At 37.1% G+C, this 17,650-nt stretch carries 23 protein-coding genes and 1 pseudogene; 4 read left to right on the forward strand and 20 right to left on the reverse strand.

What is annotated here, in order from left to right:
- Positions 1–138: 138 nt before the first annotated feature.
- The 20 genes and pseudogenes from DXB73_RS01030 to DXB73_RS14430 all read right to left on the reverse strand — a co-directional run bounded on the left by DXB73_RS01030 (position 139) and on the right by DXB73_RS14430 (position 12,999).
- Positions 139–501 carry a VOC family protein gene (locus tag DXB73_RS01030; protein WP_118689850.1) on the reverse strand — a complete coding sequence of 121 codons (363 nt, stop codon included), beginning with the start codon at positions 499–501 and terminating at the stop codon, positions 139–141.
- A 49-nt stretch (positions 502–550) separates the two neighbouring features.
- Positions 551–880 carry a multidrug transporter gene (locus DXB73_RS01035; protein ID WP_118689851.1) on the reverse strand — a complete coding sequence of 110 codons (330 nt, stop codon included), beginning with the start codon at positions 878–880 and terminating at the stop codon, positions 551–553.
- A gap of 87 nt (positions 881–967) precedes the next feature.
- A complete protein-coding gene (locus DXB73_RS01040) occupies positions 968–1,294 on the reverse strand; it encodes a hypothetical protein (RefSeq protein WP_118689852.1) in 327 nt (108 codons plus the stop codon).
- Between the two features lie 69 nt (positions 1,295–1,363).
- Positions 1,364–1,516, reverse strand: coding sequence for a helix-turn-helix domain-containing protein (locus tag DXB73_RS01045; protein WP_243103962.1), 153 nt, complete (start codon positions 1,514–1,516; stop codon positions 1,364–1,366).
- A gap of 272 nt (positions 1,517–1,788) precedes the next feature.
- The gene (locus tag DXB73_RS01055; RefSeq protein WP_118689853.1) at positions 1,789–2,409 is read right to left on the reverse strand and encodes a hypothetical protein; all 621 of its coding nucleotides are present in this window, start codon (positions 2,407–2,409) and stop codon (positions 1,789–1,791) included.
- A gap of 15 nt (positions 2,410–2,424) precedes the next feature.
- The gene (locus DXB73_RS15105; protein ID WP_347559500.1) at positions 2,425–2,613 is read right to left on the reverse strand and encodes an RNA methyltransferase; all 189 of its coding nucleotides are present in this window, start codon (positions 2,611–2,613) and stop codon (positions 2,425–2,427) included.
- A gap of 183 nt (positions 2,614–2,796) precedes the next feature.
- A complete protein-coding gene (locus tag DXB73_RS15110) occupies positions 2,797–3,063 on the reverse strand; it encodes a hypothetical protein (RefSeq protein ID WP_347559501.1) in 267 nt (88 codons plus the stop codon).
- Positions 3,064–3,081: 18 nt separating this feature from the next.
- Positions 3,082–3,786 carry a hypothetical protein gene (locus DXB73_RS01065; protein ID WP_118689854.1) on the reverse strand — a complete coding sequence of 235 codons (705 nt, stop codon included), beginning with the start codon at positions 3,784–3,786 and terminating at the stop codon, positions 3,082–3,084.
- A 12-nt stretch (positions 3,787–3,798) separates the two neighbouring features.
- Positions 3,799–4,023: a helix-turn-helix transcriptional regulator gene (locus tag DXB73_RS01070; RefSeq protein ID WP_118689855.1), complete on the reverse strand. Its 225-nt coding sequence runs from the start codon at positions 4,021–4,023 to the stop codon at positions 3,799–3,801.
- Between the two features lie 142 nt (positions 4,024–4,165).
- A complete protein-coding gene (locus DXB73_RS01080; protein WP_118689856.1) occupies positions 4,166–4,561 on the reverse strand; it encodes an arsenate reductase ArsC in 396 nt (131 codons plus the stop codon).
- 385 nt (positions 4,562–4,946) lie between these two features.
- Positions 4,947–6,314, reverse strand: a complete 1,368-nt coding sequence (locus DXB73_RS01090; RefSeq protein WP_243103963.1) for a hypothetical protein — start codon at positions 6,312–6,314, stop codon at positions 4,947–4,949.
- A complete protein-coding gene (locus DXB73_RS01095; protein WP_118689858.1) occupies positions 6,305–7,525 on the reverse strand; it encodes a hypothetical protein in 1,221 nt (406 codons plus the stop codon). Before DXB73_RS01095 ends, DXB73_RS01090 begins: the two co-directional genes overlap by 10 nt.
- Positions 7,526–7,539: 14 nt before the next feature.
- The gene (locus DXB73_RS01100) at positions 7,540–9,186 is read right to left on the reverse strand and encodes a DUF262 domain-containing protein (RefSeq protein ID WP_279221287.1); all 1,647 of its coding nucleotides are present in this window, start codon (positions 9,184–9,186) and stop codon (positions 7,540–7,542) included.
- A gap of 80 nt (positions 9,187–9,266) precedes the next feature.
- Entirely contained in the window at positions 9,267–9,491 is a 225-nt protein-coding gene (locus tag DXB73_RS01105; RefSeq protein ID WP_118689859.1) for a helix-turn-helix transcriptional regulator, read from the reverse strand.
- Between the two features lie 313 nt (positions 9,492–9,804).
- Complete coding sequence (locus DXB73_RS01110) at positions 9,805–10,611, reverse strand: recombinase family protein (protein WP_147354446.1); 807 nt, start codon at positions 10,609–10,611, stop codon at positions 9,805–9,807.
- Positions 10,605–10,784 carry a hypothetical protein gene (locus tag DXB73_RS14360; RefSeq protein ID WP_147354447.1) on the reverse strand — a complete coding sequence of 60 codons (180 nt, stop codon included), beginning with the start codon at positions 10,782–10,784 and terminating at the stop codon, positions 10,605–10,607. Before DXB73_RS14360 ends, DXB73_RS01110 begins: the two co-directional genes overlap by 7 nt.
- A pseudogene (locus DXB73_RS01115) lies at positions 10,777–11,218 on the reverse strand (DUF4406 domain-containing protein). The gene DXB73_RS14360 and the pseudogene DXB73_RS01115 overlap by 8 nt, the downstream one beginning before the upstream one ends.
- 4 nt (positions 11,219–11,222) lie before the next feature.
- The gene (locus DXB73_RS01120; RefSeq protein WP_118689861.1) at positions 11,223–11,990 is read right to left on the reverse strand and encodes a phage antirepressor KilAC domain-containing protein; all 768 of its coding nucleotides are present in this window, start codon (positions 11,988–11,990) and stop codon (positions 11,223–11,225) included.
- 68 nt (positions 11,991–12,058) lie between these two features.
- A complete protein-coding gene (locus DXB73_RS01125; protein ID WP_118689862.1) occupies positions 12,059–12,574 on the reverse strand; it encodes a hypothetical protein in 516 nt (171 codons plus the stop codon).
- 284 nt (positions 12,575–12,858) lie between these two features.
- Entirely contained in the window at positions 12,859–12,999 is a 141-nt protein-coding gene (locus DXB73_RS14430) for a hypothetical protein (protein ID WP_182448164.1), read from the reverse strand.
- Between the two features lie 277 nt (positions 13,000–13,276).
- On the opposite strand from DXB73_RS14430, the gene DXB73_RS01130 reads away from it, so the two are divergent.
- From DXB73_RS01130 to DXB73_RS01145, 4 genes are read left to right on the forward strand one after another with little or no spacing between them, the layout of a single operon-like run.
- Positions 13,277–14,680 (forward strand): hypothetical protein, encoded by a 1,404-nt coding sequence (locus DXB73_RS01130; RefSeq protein ID WP_118689863.1) that lies wholly within the window; start codon positions 13,277–13,279, stop codon positions 14,678–14,680.
- A gap of 11 nt (positions 14,681–14,691) precedes the next feature.
- Entirely contained in the window at positions 14,692–15,393 is a 702-nt protein-coding gene (locus DXB73_RS01135; RefSeq protein WP_118689864.1) for an ABC-three component system protein, read from the forward strand.
- Positions 15,386–15,838, forward strand: a complete 453-nt coding sequence (locus tag DXB73_RS01140) for an ABC-three component system middle component 2 (protein ID WP_118689865.1) — start codon at positions 15,386–15,388, stop codon at positions 15,836–15,838. Before DXB73_RS01135 ends, DXB73_RS01140 begins: the two co-directional genes overlap by 8 nt.
- Positions 15,835–17,649 carry an AAA family ATPase gene (locus DXB73_RS01145; protein ID WP_118689866.1) on the forward strand — a complete coding sequence of 605 codons (1,815 nt, stop codon included), beginning with the start codon at positions 15,835–15,837 and terminating at the stop codon, positions 17,647–17,649. Before DXB73_RS01140 ends, DXB73_RS01145 begins: the two co-directional genes overlap by 4 nt.
- Position 17,650: the final 1 nt, after the last annotated feature.

The raw sequence follows: 17,650 nt of genomic DNA on the forward strand, positions 1-17,650 counted from the left end.
TCGAATAATCAACTATGTTTTTATTTTAACACTTGCTGTATGGTATTTGCAGTCCTAATTGTAAGATTGCCAACAATGCCTGCATTTGACGTTTTGTTCCACCAATTGCTTTTTTGATCGCAGTCCCGTCAAATCACCTTATGCCGGTGTTCCCACTTCGATCAAATTCCCATCAAGATCATAAAAACGAATGACTTTCTGTCCCCAACTATGTGTCGTCAACGGATTAACATACTCTGTTTCGGGATATAAGCGTTCCAATTTGTCCACAAATCTTTCTATCTCTGCCTCCTCAAAATAAAGCTCACTATGATTATTTCTTGGCAGAACATCCCCCTGCAAAAAATCTTTCCAACATTCCTCTTCCTGAAGCACAAGCCCCTCGGAAAGAATCATATTTTCACCATTATCCAAAAGCATTTCTAAACCAAATAAGTCATGGTAATACTTCTTGGATTGTTCTATATCTTTAACAACAATAAGCACATTTCGTAACTTCATTTTAATCTCCATTCTGCAAACGGTCTGCGTGCAAGCTCCACGAGCAAGGCTAACCATCTGCTTGCAATCTATGTAAAAGCAGATCAACGCTTTCTTTTAATCCATCACTAAATTCTGCTAAATCAGCAATATTAATAACACCACTATTAATTAATGTCACAATATCAAAAATCATATTTTCTTTACTTACTTCACACAATACTCCCGGATGTCTTTTGTCTTTTTTTATTCGTTCCTCCAGTTTCCAGAATTTATCTGAAGCACTTCCCTCTCCATCCAATAAAATCATATATTCCTTAACCAATCGTTCCATATAAGTTTCTTGCCAATTACCAACACATGCTCTAAACAACTTCCAATCTTTTTTTGAAATTTGCATATAAGCAACCTCCAATCCATTGTTTACTTAAAATTTTTAAAATCATTATACGCACAATCTTACCTTTTTTCCATAAAAATAATGTTTCTATACTCTGTTTCTCCGGACCACTCGGAAACCACAGTGACCCAGATAAAGGTAATAGATATGCAGCAGCATATAATCTTCAACTTCACGAAGTGCACCGTTTCCAACTTCAATTGTATTGTTAAATCTTGAAAAATGATCTTCTGCTACGTTTCCATTATTCACACATGAAATCATTGCTTTATTTATTGCATTATCAAAATTTCTCCATTGAACATAATCCAATAATTTCATTAGTTCTCTTGCATACCAATACTCAATGCCATCCGCTTCATGTCGGATATCATCAAATTTTCTTCTGTACAATTCTATTATTCTCTTTTCCATTCAAATTTCCTTCTCTTATGAACATATTGCTGACGCCAGCAATATGTTTTTTACTATTAATTTCTTCAATTACTCTAACACATTCTCCTTTGTGTTCCTCATCTTGTCATAATACGCTTTATACCTGTAAATTGTTCTCTCACTGACATTATTACGCTTTGCAATCTCTATCATAGTCATTCCACTTTCATAACCTGCAACAAAATCATTATAGATTGCCATCCACTTGGCATTATGCTTAACCTATCGCATAAACTTAGGTTTATCCTTACGCAAGACTGCACAGGCACTCAAAGATATCCACGGAATTGATATCTTCCATCAACAGGTGGCGAATTACTGTACTACTGCCACCATCTGTGTAAAACCTTTTACCGACAGCTACGATTACAAAGTTGGTAAAGTTATAACTGCCGATGAACTCTCCTTAATTTTCATCATAAGTGAGGCTAAGTCAATACTTACAAACTTTGAACCTATTCAAATTTATTAAGTTAGCAGTTCAACATCATTCCTACTAGTTGATGCAATTTCTTGTAAATCTCATAAGCAGTTCTATAGTCCTCTGATATTAAACAATGATTAACATTATCCGCATCCAGAATATATACTTCTATTTTATCAACACCTGAACTAAACGCCTTTTTTATCCTGTGATTTCCATTAATCACAAATGGATGAACAAACATATCATTCACCAAAACAATGACAGGATTATCTTCCTTGCTCTTTCGTAAAGTATCATTCATTTTTATATACTTTATATCCATATCTGATTCAACTCGACAGCACTCACAAATTACTTGCGTGTCTACTCTTTGTGATTCTATAGAATTCTGCACTATGAACTCATAAACTTGATTTACATTATATTCTAAACAATCCGACCTCCAAACTTCTTCATTTAACATTAACTCTGTTTGCTCCGATTCGTCTAATAAAAATTGTAAATCACATAAAGATTGTACAAACTTCAATACCTTACGTTTCTTAAAAAAAGGAAGCTTTTTTTTATGTGTTGCCGACACAATATCCTTTTTATACTGTTTTTTTCGTTCTATATCATTAACATAATTTTCATGCTCATAACACATTGTTGCTAAATATCTCTGCATACCAACCTCCCAAAGCTAAATCAGCTTAAAATGCCTCAACGCATCCTTAATATACTCCACCTTTTCCTGCGGACACTGCTTCACCTCTGGATTCTCTTTCTTAGATCTATTGTAATTCTCGCCCATGTCCAGACCACACATCCGCTTGACCTGCATCCTTTGACGAAGCACCACATAAGAAAACCCTTTCATCTGCAGTTCCATAATCCAACACTATAAATCGATCATGAAATATACCTCCGATCTTTTTCATTGATATTTTTACGGATGGATATTCTTTGCAAAAATCCGTAAATTCTATATTATGAAGTTTATTATTTCTAACATTATCGATGAACAAAGTAATATTTACTCCGGTCGGAGAATTCTTAAGGTGTACCAGCGTTCTTAATCAATATAATTATCAACAACATATATTGATGACTTTGCCTGCTTATAGATGGACTCATATGCCTCATCTGCACTACTGAATTTTGTATTAAACATGAGCCACTTGTCATCATCGTCTGGAACAAAGCTGTTCATCATATCTGCCAACTCAGATTTTGTCACAACATCCTTCAAGCCTTCTGCAACATCTGAAATCTGCTTTTCAAGAGATATCATATCTAAGTTGATTTTGTTGATTTCTATTCTGTTATTAGCAGTTTCCATATTCCATGTTTTTACCTCCTAGTGAGCTGTCTGTATCCCCTTATTTGTATCCAACTCCCAACCAACCTGCCAAAATCCCATATCTATCATTTTCATTTGTGGGTATGGCATACCTTCAACTTCCATCTTTTCTCTGACAGGTTCGAGTCGGTCAGCGTTTTTCTCATAAAAGTTGACAAGCTGCATTATAGACCTAATGTTGTAATTTCCAGTGGCAACCTTCTGATTCTTTATTCCTGCAATAAAATATCTATCATATGCTGGAACACAGCCAAGTGTTCCCATAAGTATTTTCGTGATGAGTGTAAAAGATAACTGATTTTTCAGTTCTTGTTCTTTTACTTTGTGCCTGATTTTATCGTAATACTGCTCTAAAAACGAATTTATATCCTGCAGTAACTTTTGGTTGCTATCGTCTTTGAAACCGATACAGTCCATTCCAGCTAAAACATCATATTTTTCATTTAGCAGTTCTTTTACTACTGGAATATGTACTTTATAATCCTTTTGTAGCAAAAATGATGAGCCACGATACATTCCCCAACTTGCTAAATAGAAAGCTAGTTGTAAACTCAGATAATCATAATCAACTTCTTTGGATTCTCTTGCTTTTATAAAATGTGAATAGCAGTGTTCCCAAGAACGATATCGACCATTCTCATCAGCCTTCAAATCATTATAAAATTCTGTTGATGATTTAATAATCAAATCCACAGTATCCATGCTACTCACCGCCTATTCGTTACTCGTTCTTATCTGTTCTCCATCTGGAAAAACGAATGACTGTTCAAAGGTAACCTCCATCACATCAGCTATCTGTTTTAACTCCTCAAGGATAACTGTATCTCGTTTCAGTTTCTTACCAAAGTTCTGTGGAGTCTGACCTATCCGCCTTGCAAGTTCCGAAACGCTTATATTCTTTTTATTACATAATTTTTTAATCATATCGGATGTTTTCATCTTAATCCTCCATGTCTAAAACGCACCTTAACTTGTTACATTATAAACCATTTGGTTGATAAATTCAATTCTGCCACAGTTCCACTCTGTAAATTTTCTATGAATGACAAAAACACCCTGCATTGCTGCAAGGTGCTAATGATTATAAACTATTCTTCAACTTAACAATTCTTTCTTCAATTTCACGGATCACTTTAATAAAATCCATATCATCTTTTCCTGTAGGGTCATCTAGTCTCCAGTTATCATCAAAAGGTCTGCCGATAAAAGGACATCCAACATTACATCCCATTGAAATTGCGATGTCTACGTCTGGAATATCTGTAATTAACTTGCTGTATTGACCATTTGTTTCCATATCAATCCCATAAAGTTTTTTCATTATACGAACAGCATCCTGATTGATTTGTGGCTTTGTTTCTGTCCCGGCAGAATAGCTTTCAAACACATCAGATGCAAGATGTTTTCCAAGTGCCTCGGCAATCTGACTTCTACAGGAATTGTGAACACAGATAAATGCTACCTTTTTTTCTTCCATCTATCATTTCTTAAACCATCCTCTTGTACTATTGGCCACCTTTACAAGCGCAAGAGCTTGTTAAAAAGGCAAACAACAAAGAAGCCTATGACGAGATTGCCGACCAGATTTTCGCACTCAGAGAAAAGCGCCAGCAGGCCTCAATGGACACTGTACAGCGTGATGAGCAGCTACAGCGAATTACAGAATTGCAGGATTATATTAAGACCAGCCTTCCGACCTTACAGTATTCGATGAAGCCCTTGTAAAACGCTGGCTTAAGCAAATCACAATATGGGACGACCATTGCACGATTGAATTGAAATCCGGACTTAAGGTCGATGTAGAAAGATAAGCATAGACGCACGAACCCCTCCCAGCCATGACGGTTGAGAGGGTTATTTTGTTATTCTTCTTTGTTTTCTGGAAGATAGTAAAGCTTCCCATTCTTAGAAATCAGCTGGACATCCTCTGCATATAGTTCCGATGTGTCTGCTATATGCAATGCTTCATGCCCTGATGCTTGTGCTGAAATCATCGTAGCAGTTTTCTTTTCAATAGAACGGAAATTGAAATCGTCATTAAAAAGGCCCGGTATGAAATGAATTACACCATCAAATCCTGCTCTCTTTCTTCGAATCTCATCTGTCTCTATTCCTAAACGTTGTGTTATCTCCTCATGCCATGCGGTAAGTCGTTCTTGTGTATCACTTACTTGCTTTGTGTATGTTGGTAATAAAGCAACGCATTGTTCTCTTGAAACAGCACCCAAATGCAATGTATATCGTAAATCAGAAATCTTGTAAAGCACATCTAATAATGACTTCTGATACATAAACCAGTTCTGCGCATTTCCTAACGCCTTTTCATAGGCTTCATAATCCAGACCTGTTTTCTTAGCAAAACCTGCCAGCGTGAGATTTGCTTGTCCAAGAAGCTGTGTACACTCTTCTTCCAAGCTATCAAGTTGTGCAATCTTTGAAAGACGCAACTCATCGTTTTCTAAAATCTCTGCTTGAAAATCAGCAATCTTTTTAACGTGAGCCACGAGCGAAAATACTCTGCTGCGATACTCATTATCCTGAAAATCCTGTATCTGAGAAATGCCATCACTGATTTCACCTAGCTTAGCATTAATCTGTGTCATGTAATACTGACCAACAACCATTGACGCTACGCCCATAGCTGCAGCGGCGGTATTTGCTACTGCTGCTGTTCCTTTTTGTGCTTCAACAGCCACAAGATTGGCATGACCTTTAATTCCATCAGCGCCATGATAGATACCGCGAACAGCACCTTCCATCACTTTAGAATTAGTCAGTTTAGCACCTGCAGGTATAACCGCACGATATAACACTTCGCCATTTGCAGCTTGAACAGCCTGTGCAGCATTGTTGACTGCATTACCGGCCCGAGCTAACCCCGGAACCAAATTATTAACATGTGCCAGAACCTTGCTATCAGTAATTTCTACCAGCTTAGTATCATCATCAATTGCCTCTGCAGGAAGCATCTCCATCTGAATAATAAGTTCATTTACATGAAGAATCTCCATAAGCTCATCTTTTCCGCTGGTTACTGCTAATGGCGCTGATACCAAATCCCCTGATGGAATATTTTCACGCTTCTTAACTTTTGTATAGATGATAATGCCTGCTGCTATTGCTACAGATATGACAATACCTATTCCTATGTATTCCATATATCTTGAACCTCCTATTGTTTCTATAATAGGCTTTGTAATTTTCGCGAATATCAAAGATTCTAATACCAATCCATATTTGCCATCATTTCGGATTCGTATTCTGCCTTCATCCCACTTTCATAATCTGCAATTGCATAAAGCGTAGAATCGCACCCTTCAAGAAAGTTTATTATTGCTTTTAGATACATATACACATTACTCAAATCCATTTTTTTGTTATCAATTCGATACTCCAAACTGTATGATGTAGGATATCGGAAATTATCTCCGTTTTTATCTAATGAATTTATTTCATCGAGTAGCTTCTCAACGATATCTACAATTGCCAAATCTTCACCAGAATCATTCGCATATTTAACAATTACCGGTTTTACATTTTTCCATAAATCTTTTTTTATATAATGGCTTTTTCGTTTCGAGTTGAATACTTTTAACGGTACACCATCCTCTACCCTACTATAAAATAATCTCTTCAAACATAACTCTATAGTATTTCGGAACATAAAAATAAGCGGATATAATTTAACTTTGTTTGATATCTGATGATTTTTATAGATATAATCAATCACTTCGGTATATCCAGTGACCTTGACGTGGAAACCTTCATCTGAAATTCTTTGCCACAAATAGCAATTTCCAAATCCATGTGAAGCAAAAGCAAAGAATTCAGGTTTTAAGTTGTGGTCAAATTCATCCTCTTCAGAAACAATTCCTTTCTCAATGCATTTCTTTACTAACGCAAAGGCTTGTAACAAATTATTGGCAACATCCACATTGTCCAAAAACTTATCTCTGTATTTTGAAAGAAAGTCATCTTCAAATGGAAATCTGAACATATCCGATTTTTTATCGACTTCCTCCAACGAATCTAAATAAGTGGTCAACCATTCTGTCTCTTCATTAGTCAAAAAGCTTTCTCTACCTGTATCTATGTATTTTTTTAACAACATAGATACATCATGACAGCAGTCTTCGAAAGAATCTTGAATATCTCTCTTTCGAGGTAATACTCGACATAGTAAAGATTTCAAGCCAAGTTCAAGACTATGACGTAACAAAAATATACCTGTTAGAAACCACATATCCGATTTAACGTTATCGTGCCCACTTTCAATCACATCTGCAAATGTTTTATATCCACACTCATAGAAATGGTATGAGAGCGCCTTATAATCTTCAAAACAATTTCTACTCCACTTAATAATTACGGATGTCTCTTCATTATTGATTTTCCAAAAATCCATATCCGCTGAAGGCCAAATCCATACAGAATCCCCCATTGGTGTACCTCCTTCTACAATAAAATATCTTTTAATGCTTTACTCATCAATATCTGGCGTTTCTCCATAAACTCTTCAAAATTAGATAGTTCGTATGAAACATCACTAGGAAGGTACTTAGCATTTTCACTATTTTCAGTAACCTTCAGCCAATCGACAAGTGGTATCGCATTCTTGGATTCATTCTCTCTACCTTCCAACAATTGAAGGTTTGCCAATGTATTCCTTCTTCTACGCCAATCTTCTTTAGTATCATCATCAATCACTGTTCCATCCGGCAACACTAAGTCTTTAATCTTGCCTTCTTCAAATCCTGTATACGGATGCATATGATCTTGATGAAATCCCTTCTGACTATATTTCAAATTTGGATACAGAAGAGATAACAACATAAATGTATAGGCACCAATCTCATATGTATCAAACATTGCATCAATCTCATCCGCAGTATATCTAAGAGTTCTGTCGCCTGTGAATCTAATCCCATTTAGATTTTTCATACTAAATGAATTAGATGGTGCTGCCTTCAATGCCTCTCTTATGCTTGTCAGTGCAGAGTTTGATGCGGTACCAAAAATCTGTCTTACCTGTGCGATTACAATATATTTTCTTAATTCAGCTTTACTGCTTGAATCGAAATTACCACCTTTGTATCTGTAGTAAACCATAGGAGAAACAGCCACATAAGAAATCATGTTCTCTGAATTGAATCCGAACTCATTTAACAAATCAACTGTATCCTTGATGGCTTTTCGGATTGAGTCCCAGTTTTCTTTGATTTTTAGTACACTATCTTTTTTAAATGTTTCTACTTTTAATGCTACGGACATATCTAAAAGATACAAACAGGTACGCATTATAAAGTCATTAGAGAACTTGAATCCTTCGCCTTTCTTATTTATTTCAAAAAGCAACTTATCAATTTCATCCCTTGCCTTATCCCAATGAGAAACAATAGTAGAGAATAACAAGTCACTCTTTGAAAGAATGGTTCCACCAGAATTTACTCTAACGAAAATATCCAATACACTGTCTATCGAATCTTTTTCTACTTCAAAGTAGTTGATGATTTCATCAGTAACCAGTCTTGTATGCAAAAGAGAAATATTCTTTGTTGCAACTTTGTCGGTTGCCCATCCATTAGGAATGATGACCTCTGTTAATAAATTTTCAGCTGAATACTTAAGGATATCTTTTACCAAATACCAAAGCTTATCGTCCTTATTCTTTGCAGCCTCTTCTGCTGTTAAAAATCTGAACTCATAAGAAATGCCCTCATCATCAGTTTTTTCACTGTGCAAATCAAAGTACAGTTCTTTCTTCGGAAATGCATCATCATTCTTCCATCTTTTGTTTGGAAGTTTTCTGCTCATACTTCCTTGCAAAGCTATGTATAGAGAAGTCAATCTCTGCTGGCCATCCAAAACTGCCCAGATTGTTTCATCTCCACTACCAACCGGGAACGGCTGTGGTGCAGCCGGATTCTTATACATATCTCGGTCATGGTAATCTTTTATAAATTCATACATTGAATACTCTTTTTGGTTCACAATAGTCTTCTTAACTTTCCAAAAAAGAAAAGTTCCAATAGGATATCCAAGCATGATAGAATCCATTAATCTTGTAATCTGTGAATCTCCCCACACATATTTTCTTTGAATAGCAGGAAGTTAGACTCTTCTACTATTTACATCATCTATTATTGCTCTAATACTTTTCTTTTCGTATGCCATGATTTGCCTCACTCATTACTTGTTTTTATCTGCTCTCCGTCCGAGAAGATAAATGACTGTTCAAAAGTAACCTCCATCACATCAGCTATCTGTTTCAACTCCTCAAGAGTCACAGTATCTCGTTTCAGTTTCTTACCAAAGTTCTGTGGAGTCTGACCTATCCGTCTGGCAAGTTCCGAAACGCTTATATTCTTTTTATTACATAATTCTTTAATCATATCGGATGTCTTCATCTTAATCCTCCATGTATAAAATACACCTCAACTCACTATATTATAAACCATTTGGTTGATAATTTCAATCCTGGCACGGTTTCGCTCTGTAAATTTTCTATGAATGACAAAAACACCCTGCATTGCTACAAGGTGTTGATATAATAGTCCTTATTCAATTATCTCTTGAGTTCAATAGTCATGCCGGATTTAAATTTGAAGATTAGTTTATCATCATAAACTGTGATTTTTCAATAAGCCTTCTGGCCAATTGCTCATCATATTCTGTGATTCTGCTTGTTTGCGTTTGAAGAAAATGTCGCATTTCATTTATTCATTTTCTTAGCATTTCCTGCTCAACATCTTTAGTTACAACTGTTGCCTTCTTTTCTCTCAAGGCGTCTATTTCCTTTGCTATAACATCATACTCAGCATTTTTGTTTACGCACATCACAAGCTTTTCCTGTAATTCCGCCATTCTTTGGTCTATGTACTCAAGCGTTGCCGTAGAATCACCATTTAGTACATCTTCGATATTATGCTGTAGTTGCACCAAAAATTCTTTTCTTCCTCCAAGGGTCTTATTGATGGCTCTCATGACTGCTTTTTGAATTTCTGATTCGCTGATTGCCTCAGCATCACAGCCTTTTTTCGGACCCTTCTCAATTCGGCTGGCACATCTCCATTTGTTATAAGATGCACCCCTGGCTTTCCACGCAACTCTTCTGAAAAGATCCCCACATTTACCACAGTATATGATGCTCGATAATGCATATTTGCTGCTGTAGACTCTTTTCGTCTTCCCGTTTTCTGTTCTTAAATGAGCCCTTCTTTGCAGTTCTTCCTGGACCTGCATGAACAACTGCCTTGGAATGATTGCTTCATGGTTGTTTTCAACATAGTACTGAGGAACAATTCCATTATTAGCAACTCTCTTCTTTGTAAGAACATCAACCGTATAGGTTTTCTGTAAAAGAGCATCTCCCATATACTTTTCATTTGTGAGAATTTTTCTTATTCCATCACTTCGCCATTTCATATTTCCGGTTGCGGTTGGAATACCATCTGCCATAAGTCCGTCTGCTATATTCTTAAGGCTTGCACCTTGAAGATATTCTCGAAATATTCTTCTTACTACCACAGCCTGCTCTTCATCAATGATGAGATGTCCATTCTCGTCTTTTGTGTATCCCAAGAACCAATTATGATTGCTTTGATAAAGGATTCCTTGTCGGTAACAATCATCTTGTTGGGATACAGACAGTTCCCGCTATTACCGACACAATCTGCTGTGTATATAGTGAAATTAATCATATTCTCCGACCTCCTTCAAATCCTGGGTAAACCATCTGATCTTCATTCTTCTTTTCTTGGCAACACTAATCTCACGAGCCATGCCTCGGCTAATCACACCACCGAAAACCCAGACCTCTGTGCATTTGCCAAGAAGTACATAATTGAAATGCATAGCCATCTCTCTTTCAGCCTCACTACCGTCATCCATGAACTGCGGATATAAAAGATGAGGTGTTACCGGGATAGCATTTTCATCAACAGCGAATCTGCTGTATCGTCTTGCATTCTTTACATTGGTTTCAACATCACCTGCATATGGACTGCACACATACACCAAAGGAAGATAGGCAGCCTTTTTATCAGTTGCCACTTCTTCACGATGGAAAATGGTAAGAGCCTCATATGTAGTCGGGGTCGGAATAACCCTCATGATTAAACTTATCAATGCGCATATCTTTAATCCTCCTGTTCAATGACTGGTAAGGTGCCTTCGCTCTTTAGAAGGTCATAAAGGAAAACTCTGCCCTTCTGTGTCCAATAAGTATGCATCACACTTCTATTCTCATCGATTGCATAGGTGCGTGATTGTGTGTATCCGCATTCTGCATACTGCTGATATAAAAGCCATGTCTTTCTGAACTTATACTGAACCCCCAGTTCATGAAGAAGTTCATTGAATTTGCGACCGCTCATACCGTAGTCCTTTGCAATCTGTGTAATAGGAACTGTGTTCTTGTTCTGTAAAATAAGGTCATAGTAGCTTGCCTTTGGCTGCATCTCTACAATCTGCTGACGCTGAACCAATGTCTGACATTCTAGCTGTTTTCTTCTCTCACGCTCTTCCTTAAGCTGTGTAAGTGCTGCAATCGCAAGATCAGGATTTTCCAAAATTTCATCGATGGCATACATCCCATGCTTACGGATAGCCGGAAGAACCTCTGCCGTTACCCAATGTTTGAACTTCTTCGCATTAGGCATCTTGCTTGAAAGGATAAGACTGTAAAGACCAGACTCGTTGATAATGATGGTTTCCTTATCCTGGTTACCATCAAAGAACATAACCTTGTGTCTGTCCTCTTCATCTACATGACGGTTAATATCTCGACTACCGTTTTGGTACCCGAGAATGTCTGCTACATCCTTGCTGACAAACATAACCTCACCGTTTACAGTTGTTGTTCTTACAGAGCCAAACTCTGTGCTGTTAAATACTTGTAATTCCATACGAATTACCTCCTTAAATAAATTTCTCGGAGGTGTCACCCTCCTACCTGGTAGCCTTGGGAGAAGGGTTAAAAGGACGTTTTTGAAAAAACTTTTTTCAATTTGTTGATTGCACGTCTGTAACGATGACTGACAGTGTTGGCATCCTCACCGATTTCTGCTGCATACTCACCAACGGTGTAACCATCAAGTGCAATAGCAATGACCATATGTGCTACTGCAGGTTTAAGAAGACTTCTCAATGTTTCACAGCACTCTTCGTATTCAAACTGGTTATGTACTCCATCAATGGAACTGCTAAAAGCTGACTTATCAGCTGCTCTGAACATGATTGCCTCTTCTGTGTTGACCTCAACTGTCCCGTCCTTGCTCTTCATATAAGCATTGCCAGTATGACGGTCATGCTTGTGCCAACTGTTGTAATCCGGTCTGTTGAATCTCTCTTCGATTACATCCTGGATTCTTTTTTCGTAGTCTTCCTGACTTTCTTCTTCTGAAATGGAGATATTTAACCATTTCTCCAATTCCATGTTATCGATCTCAAGTGTCTGATACTCGTTCTCGTAACGAATCTTGATTTTCATAATGTTCCTGCCTTTCTGCCTGGTTCTTGCAGAAGGGCATAGGAAACAAATTGGGCCGGTGCTTATAGAAGTATCGACCCATGAATTGCCTGAAAAAGGGCATAAGGAAATAAGGGTACTTCTATCGCACCTTTCACAGGTTGTCCTGTGATCGATGCCGATATCTGTATCCCAATGCCCTTATAGCTAATCAGGCCTTGTGATATTTAATATTTGATATTTCCCCGAAGGGAGATGGACAGGTTGATTATCCAATCCTGCTCTGTCCACCCTTGTTGCCAGTATTACTTACGCTTTACTGGTCTTGTTTGTGCTAATGCACTTCCAGCTACGGACTTTGATGTCTTGCTGTAACGACCATCACGAAGAACTTTGCTTGCTTTCGAAGCAACTGCCTTGGATGTTTGCTTTGAGTTCTTAGCCATTGCCAATCACCTCACTTTCATTTCGTTTTGAAGATTTATATCAGTTTTACGAGATTTTCTTCACAATCTCATATCAAAACTTGAGAAGTGTAGATTTTTTCATATTTTTCTGATATAATATTGAGAAAGTGTTGATGCGATAGGTCTAAACATTTCCACGTCTTATCTCAATCTTCACTTATAAACCTATAGTGGCTAAGGTTTCCGTCAACAGGCTAACTCCCTGTTTTCGTCTTTCTAAGCTTTCTAAGGTTACTAAATAAAGGAGGTTGTAAGGATGGCCCCAACAAAGGTGCCTTATCTTTGCGGAGGAATACTATTTTCATTAATTCTTCAGGCGAGAAAAACACGAATAAAAGCAAGAGATAAATTTAATAGTGGGTCTGACGGACTGAAAGACACTGATGTAATGATGGAATTGGTCAAGGTAGTTACAGGCGATAGTTTCGAATCAGCACAAGGTGGTACTTTCGGAAAATGCACTACGCAGTTTAAGACCTGCCAAGATTACGGGAGTACCTATATCCCTTTTACTGACCCCTCTGTCATAAGTTCATACACTTCTTCCATAAAACAAAAAGACCCTGACCTTCTAAATAGAATGTCAGAGTTCATAAACAGATTTATAAATGAAATGCGTTCTGAGTGGCTTGTAAAATCTCTTATCGAGGTAATTCAGAATGATGCCGAAATCGACAAAAACACTCTCTTTGATATTGCTCTAAATAAAAGCGTCACAAAGGAAAATTTGAATAATATTACAGATGTTGAACTTCCAGTATTCTTGCTTTCAGTATTGCACTTTGTCATCACACAAAGACCTGATAACACAAAAGGCCGTGCAACATTTGAAAAATGGCATACCCAGAGCGGAAAGAAATCACCTTGGAAGTTTGTGTCTTCTGTTGGTACTACAAATGAGAGAAGTTTTGTCGTAAAAACAACCATTGAAGGTGCAAATACCTCTAACACCTCCCCTACAGATGATGTTGTTGAAGTAATTAAATCTGAAAATAAACTTAAAACTCCAAAAGCAAGAATTGAGGATAAGATTCTTGCTTCCGGAAAAGCTGCAGCTGATGCTTGGGGAAAAGTAATGGAAACTTTGGCTGATGATATGGAAAAAGGTCAAGCAGATCAACCCGAAAAACCAAGGCTTGTCATAAATAAATTAAGTGAGAATGACACCCTTTTTCTAAAAAGATTTAGAAAAGGTGCAAAACCTTTATTCAAATACTGTATTGATAACGACCCATCTGCAGAAGCAACGGACTTATTCCTTTCAGATAACATTACAGATTTTATCAATAGTTGGAAATTTGAATATCGAGAAATTGAAGATTATGCCTTTCGAACTTTAGTAAAGGATGCAATGGATATTTTAAGTGAATACACTTACTATCTTTCAGATCAATTTCTTCGCTTGATTCCCGGAAGAAACATCTTGTGGTTTAGAAACGAATCATGGGAGGAAGGCGAACAACTAAGAAAAGTTCTTCAGCCAGAGTCGTACAGACTACGATGTGAAATAAGAGATTTATATCTTCGCTTGTATCCTCTTCCAGAGGAAGATACTAAAGCCGAAAACACAACCATCATTCAGCAACAGACAAATGTTGTTCAAAACGGAGATAACAACATTAATCTGACCAATAACGGAACGATAGACATCAAATTATAGGAGGATGGCAAATGAATAAAAATAATAATTCAATAATCAACAGCCCTGCTCCACCATCGATACAGCAAACAGGTCAGAATAATGTTAATGTAACAAACCTTCCAGGAGGAAATGTCAATCTTGTTCAAAACTCACCTATTGAATACGATGAGAATGGCGTTCCATATACTCCTGTCAATCATGTTCGTTTTGATAGTCAAAACAGCATTATTTATTTAGGAAATGAGCAGGTATCTATACCTGTTGAACTGGTACAGCCTGGATTACTCAACCCGGAAGAGCTGCCATATGTAAACGCCCTATGCGATGTGTATGCAGAAAAACTAGGAAAAGCTGCTGGAGATATTACTCCTGATATGATTCCTACCCTTTCTAAAAATTTACAACGTCACTATTCCTCACAAAGGAAAGCTTACTACCAAGCAGAATATGTAAAGCACGTTGCAAGAGAAACATTTGCAGATGGAGATTCACAGTTTACAGCATTAAAAGAAGATGCTTACGCAGGCATCGAAGATACATATTATGACGAAGATCATGCAACAGGATATGACAGACTTAAAGCTGTCCTTGATAGGATTACTACAATTTCGCTTACTAAATCTGCCCTAATTAACGTTGTTGGTCTTATTGGAAATCTTGAAAAGAAAGGCATTTGCCACATCCTGGTAAATGACGAGAAGATAAAATCGTGGGTAGATATTGATGAATGAGATATTTAACTCATCCTTTGAAACGGGTCTTCGTGTTTTATTAGTTCTATCTTCTATCCAACCCAAAGCTGCAACGGTTGACCGTATTGCAGCGTATGATTTCATAACAATCTATGGTAGAGATTTTGGTGCATCCCATATAAATCTACATGGAGATAGTAACTATAACTTTAGTGAACTGGCATCAAAAAGAGCCAGCTGTAACGAAGGAATAAAAGAATTTGTTCTGAGTGGTTTGATTTCTATAAGGCACTCAGAAGAAGGATTCACATACTTTCTTAATGATAAAGGGAAAAATTATGTGGATTCACTATCATCCGACTATGCAACACAATACCTCGAAATAGCCAAAGAGGTACACAAGAAATTTGCAGAATCTTCGGATGAAGAAATCGTAAAGCTTATAAATTGCAAAGCAATTAAAGATTTAAGGAGGAAGGCATGAGCAAGTTTTATATAACAAAAGTCCTTGCTAAAGGCAGTGGCAAAACCGACTCCTTTGTCGAACTTCAACCCGGTCTGAACTTAATCCAGGGCCGTTCTAACACTGGTAAAACCTGCATCATCAAATGCATAGACTTCTGCTTCGGTGGAAAGAACAAACCTTTCGATGACAGTTTAGGATATACAACAATTGAACTAAGCCTGCATACCCCAAAGGGCAATATTCAGATTACTCGTTCATTTGGTAAAAACAAAGTTGAAGTTGTTACCAATGTTCCCGGATATGATAGTTGTACTTATGATTTAAAGTTCAACCCAAAGAAAAAGGAGCCTGCTCCATTATTAGGAGATTTATTATTGGCATCCATAGGTATTGAGGATGGACAATATATTTATAGGAACAAATATTTTGACACACAGAAAATGAGCTGGAGAACTATTCTCCCCCTTCTTCTTTTCAATGTAACAGATATAGTAAAGGAAACATCTGTAATTGAGCCGACTCAAGGAACAGAAAAAACTGCATTTTTATCATCATTGCTCTTACTCATATATGGTAAAGAGTTTGCAAATATAGATTCTAAGACAAAAAAGGAAATTCGTGTAGCAAGAAAAAAAGCAGTTGAAGAATATGTAAACAAAAAAATAGTTGCAATATCAGAAAAGAAAAAAAATCTCGAAGAACAACTTGCTCTTTTTGATGGTATCGATGTAGAAGAAAAAATGCAGGAAATCATCGATAGCATAAAAGCAACTGAAGAAAAAATATCGGCAGCAACTTCCACAAGTAAAGAGATACTTGGACAGATATTGGAACTTCAAGAGCAAGCAGCTGAATGCAATCTTCTGCAAGGAAGATATGCTACCCTTCGAGGTCAGTATGTTTCAGACATAAAACGCCTCTCTTTTATCGTTAACGGAGAGGTAGAAAGGAAAAATGTCGCACACAATACCATCTGCCCATTTTGTGACGGAACCATTCCTGTCAAAAACAAAAGGTCCTATATAAAATCCGCTCAAGCAGAATTACATAGGATTACTAGCCAAATGAATGGTCTTGTTGAAACAGAAAAAGAGCTTCTTGCCGAAAAAGAAGATATCGCAGCACAACTCAAACAGCTTGAAACACAGCGTGACGATATAGAAAAAATCATCCAAGAGGAACTTCAACCACAGGCGGATTCTTTAAAGAAAATGCACGATGATTATCGTGTATATATTCAGATTCAGCACGAATTAAGTGTAATAGCGGATTTTGCAACAAGCTGGGAAACGGATTTAAGAGAACTTCCTAGCGAAGAAGAATCTGAATCAGAATATCATCCAAAAGAGCTACTGGATAAGGAGTTCCAAGAAAAAATAGATAAGTTGCTTAAAGACTCATTAACCGAATGCAGTTTTCCGAACTTAACGACTGCAAGATTTAATTTGTCAAGTTTTGATGTAGAAATCAATGGTCGTAAAAAGCAGAATTTCAATGGTCAAGGATACACATCTTTCCTGAATAGTATTATTGCAATGTCATTCAGACAGTACTTATCAGAGAACGCTGTATACGACCCTGGATTCCTCGTGATTGATACACCACTTCTTGGACTAGATCAAGGTATTTCAGATGTTTCCCCAGAAAGCATGAGGGCATCTTTGTACACATACTTTACTAATCATCAGGACTGTGGTCAGATTATTCTTCTCGATAATATGAAAGATGTACCTAATATAGATTTCAAATCTACAGGGACAAATATTATCACATTTACTAAAGGACTAGAGCCAGGACGCTACGGTTTCCTTATGGATGTAACGGATTAAA

Origin of the sequence: Clostridium sp. OM05-6BH, assembly GCF_003481635.1 — a bacterium.
GTDB lineage: Bacteria > Bacillota > Clostridia > Lachnospirales > Lachnospiraceae > Butyribacter.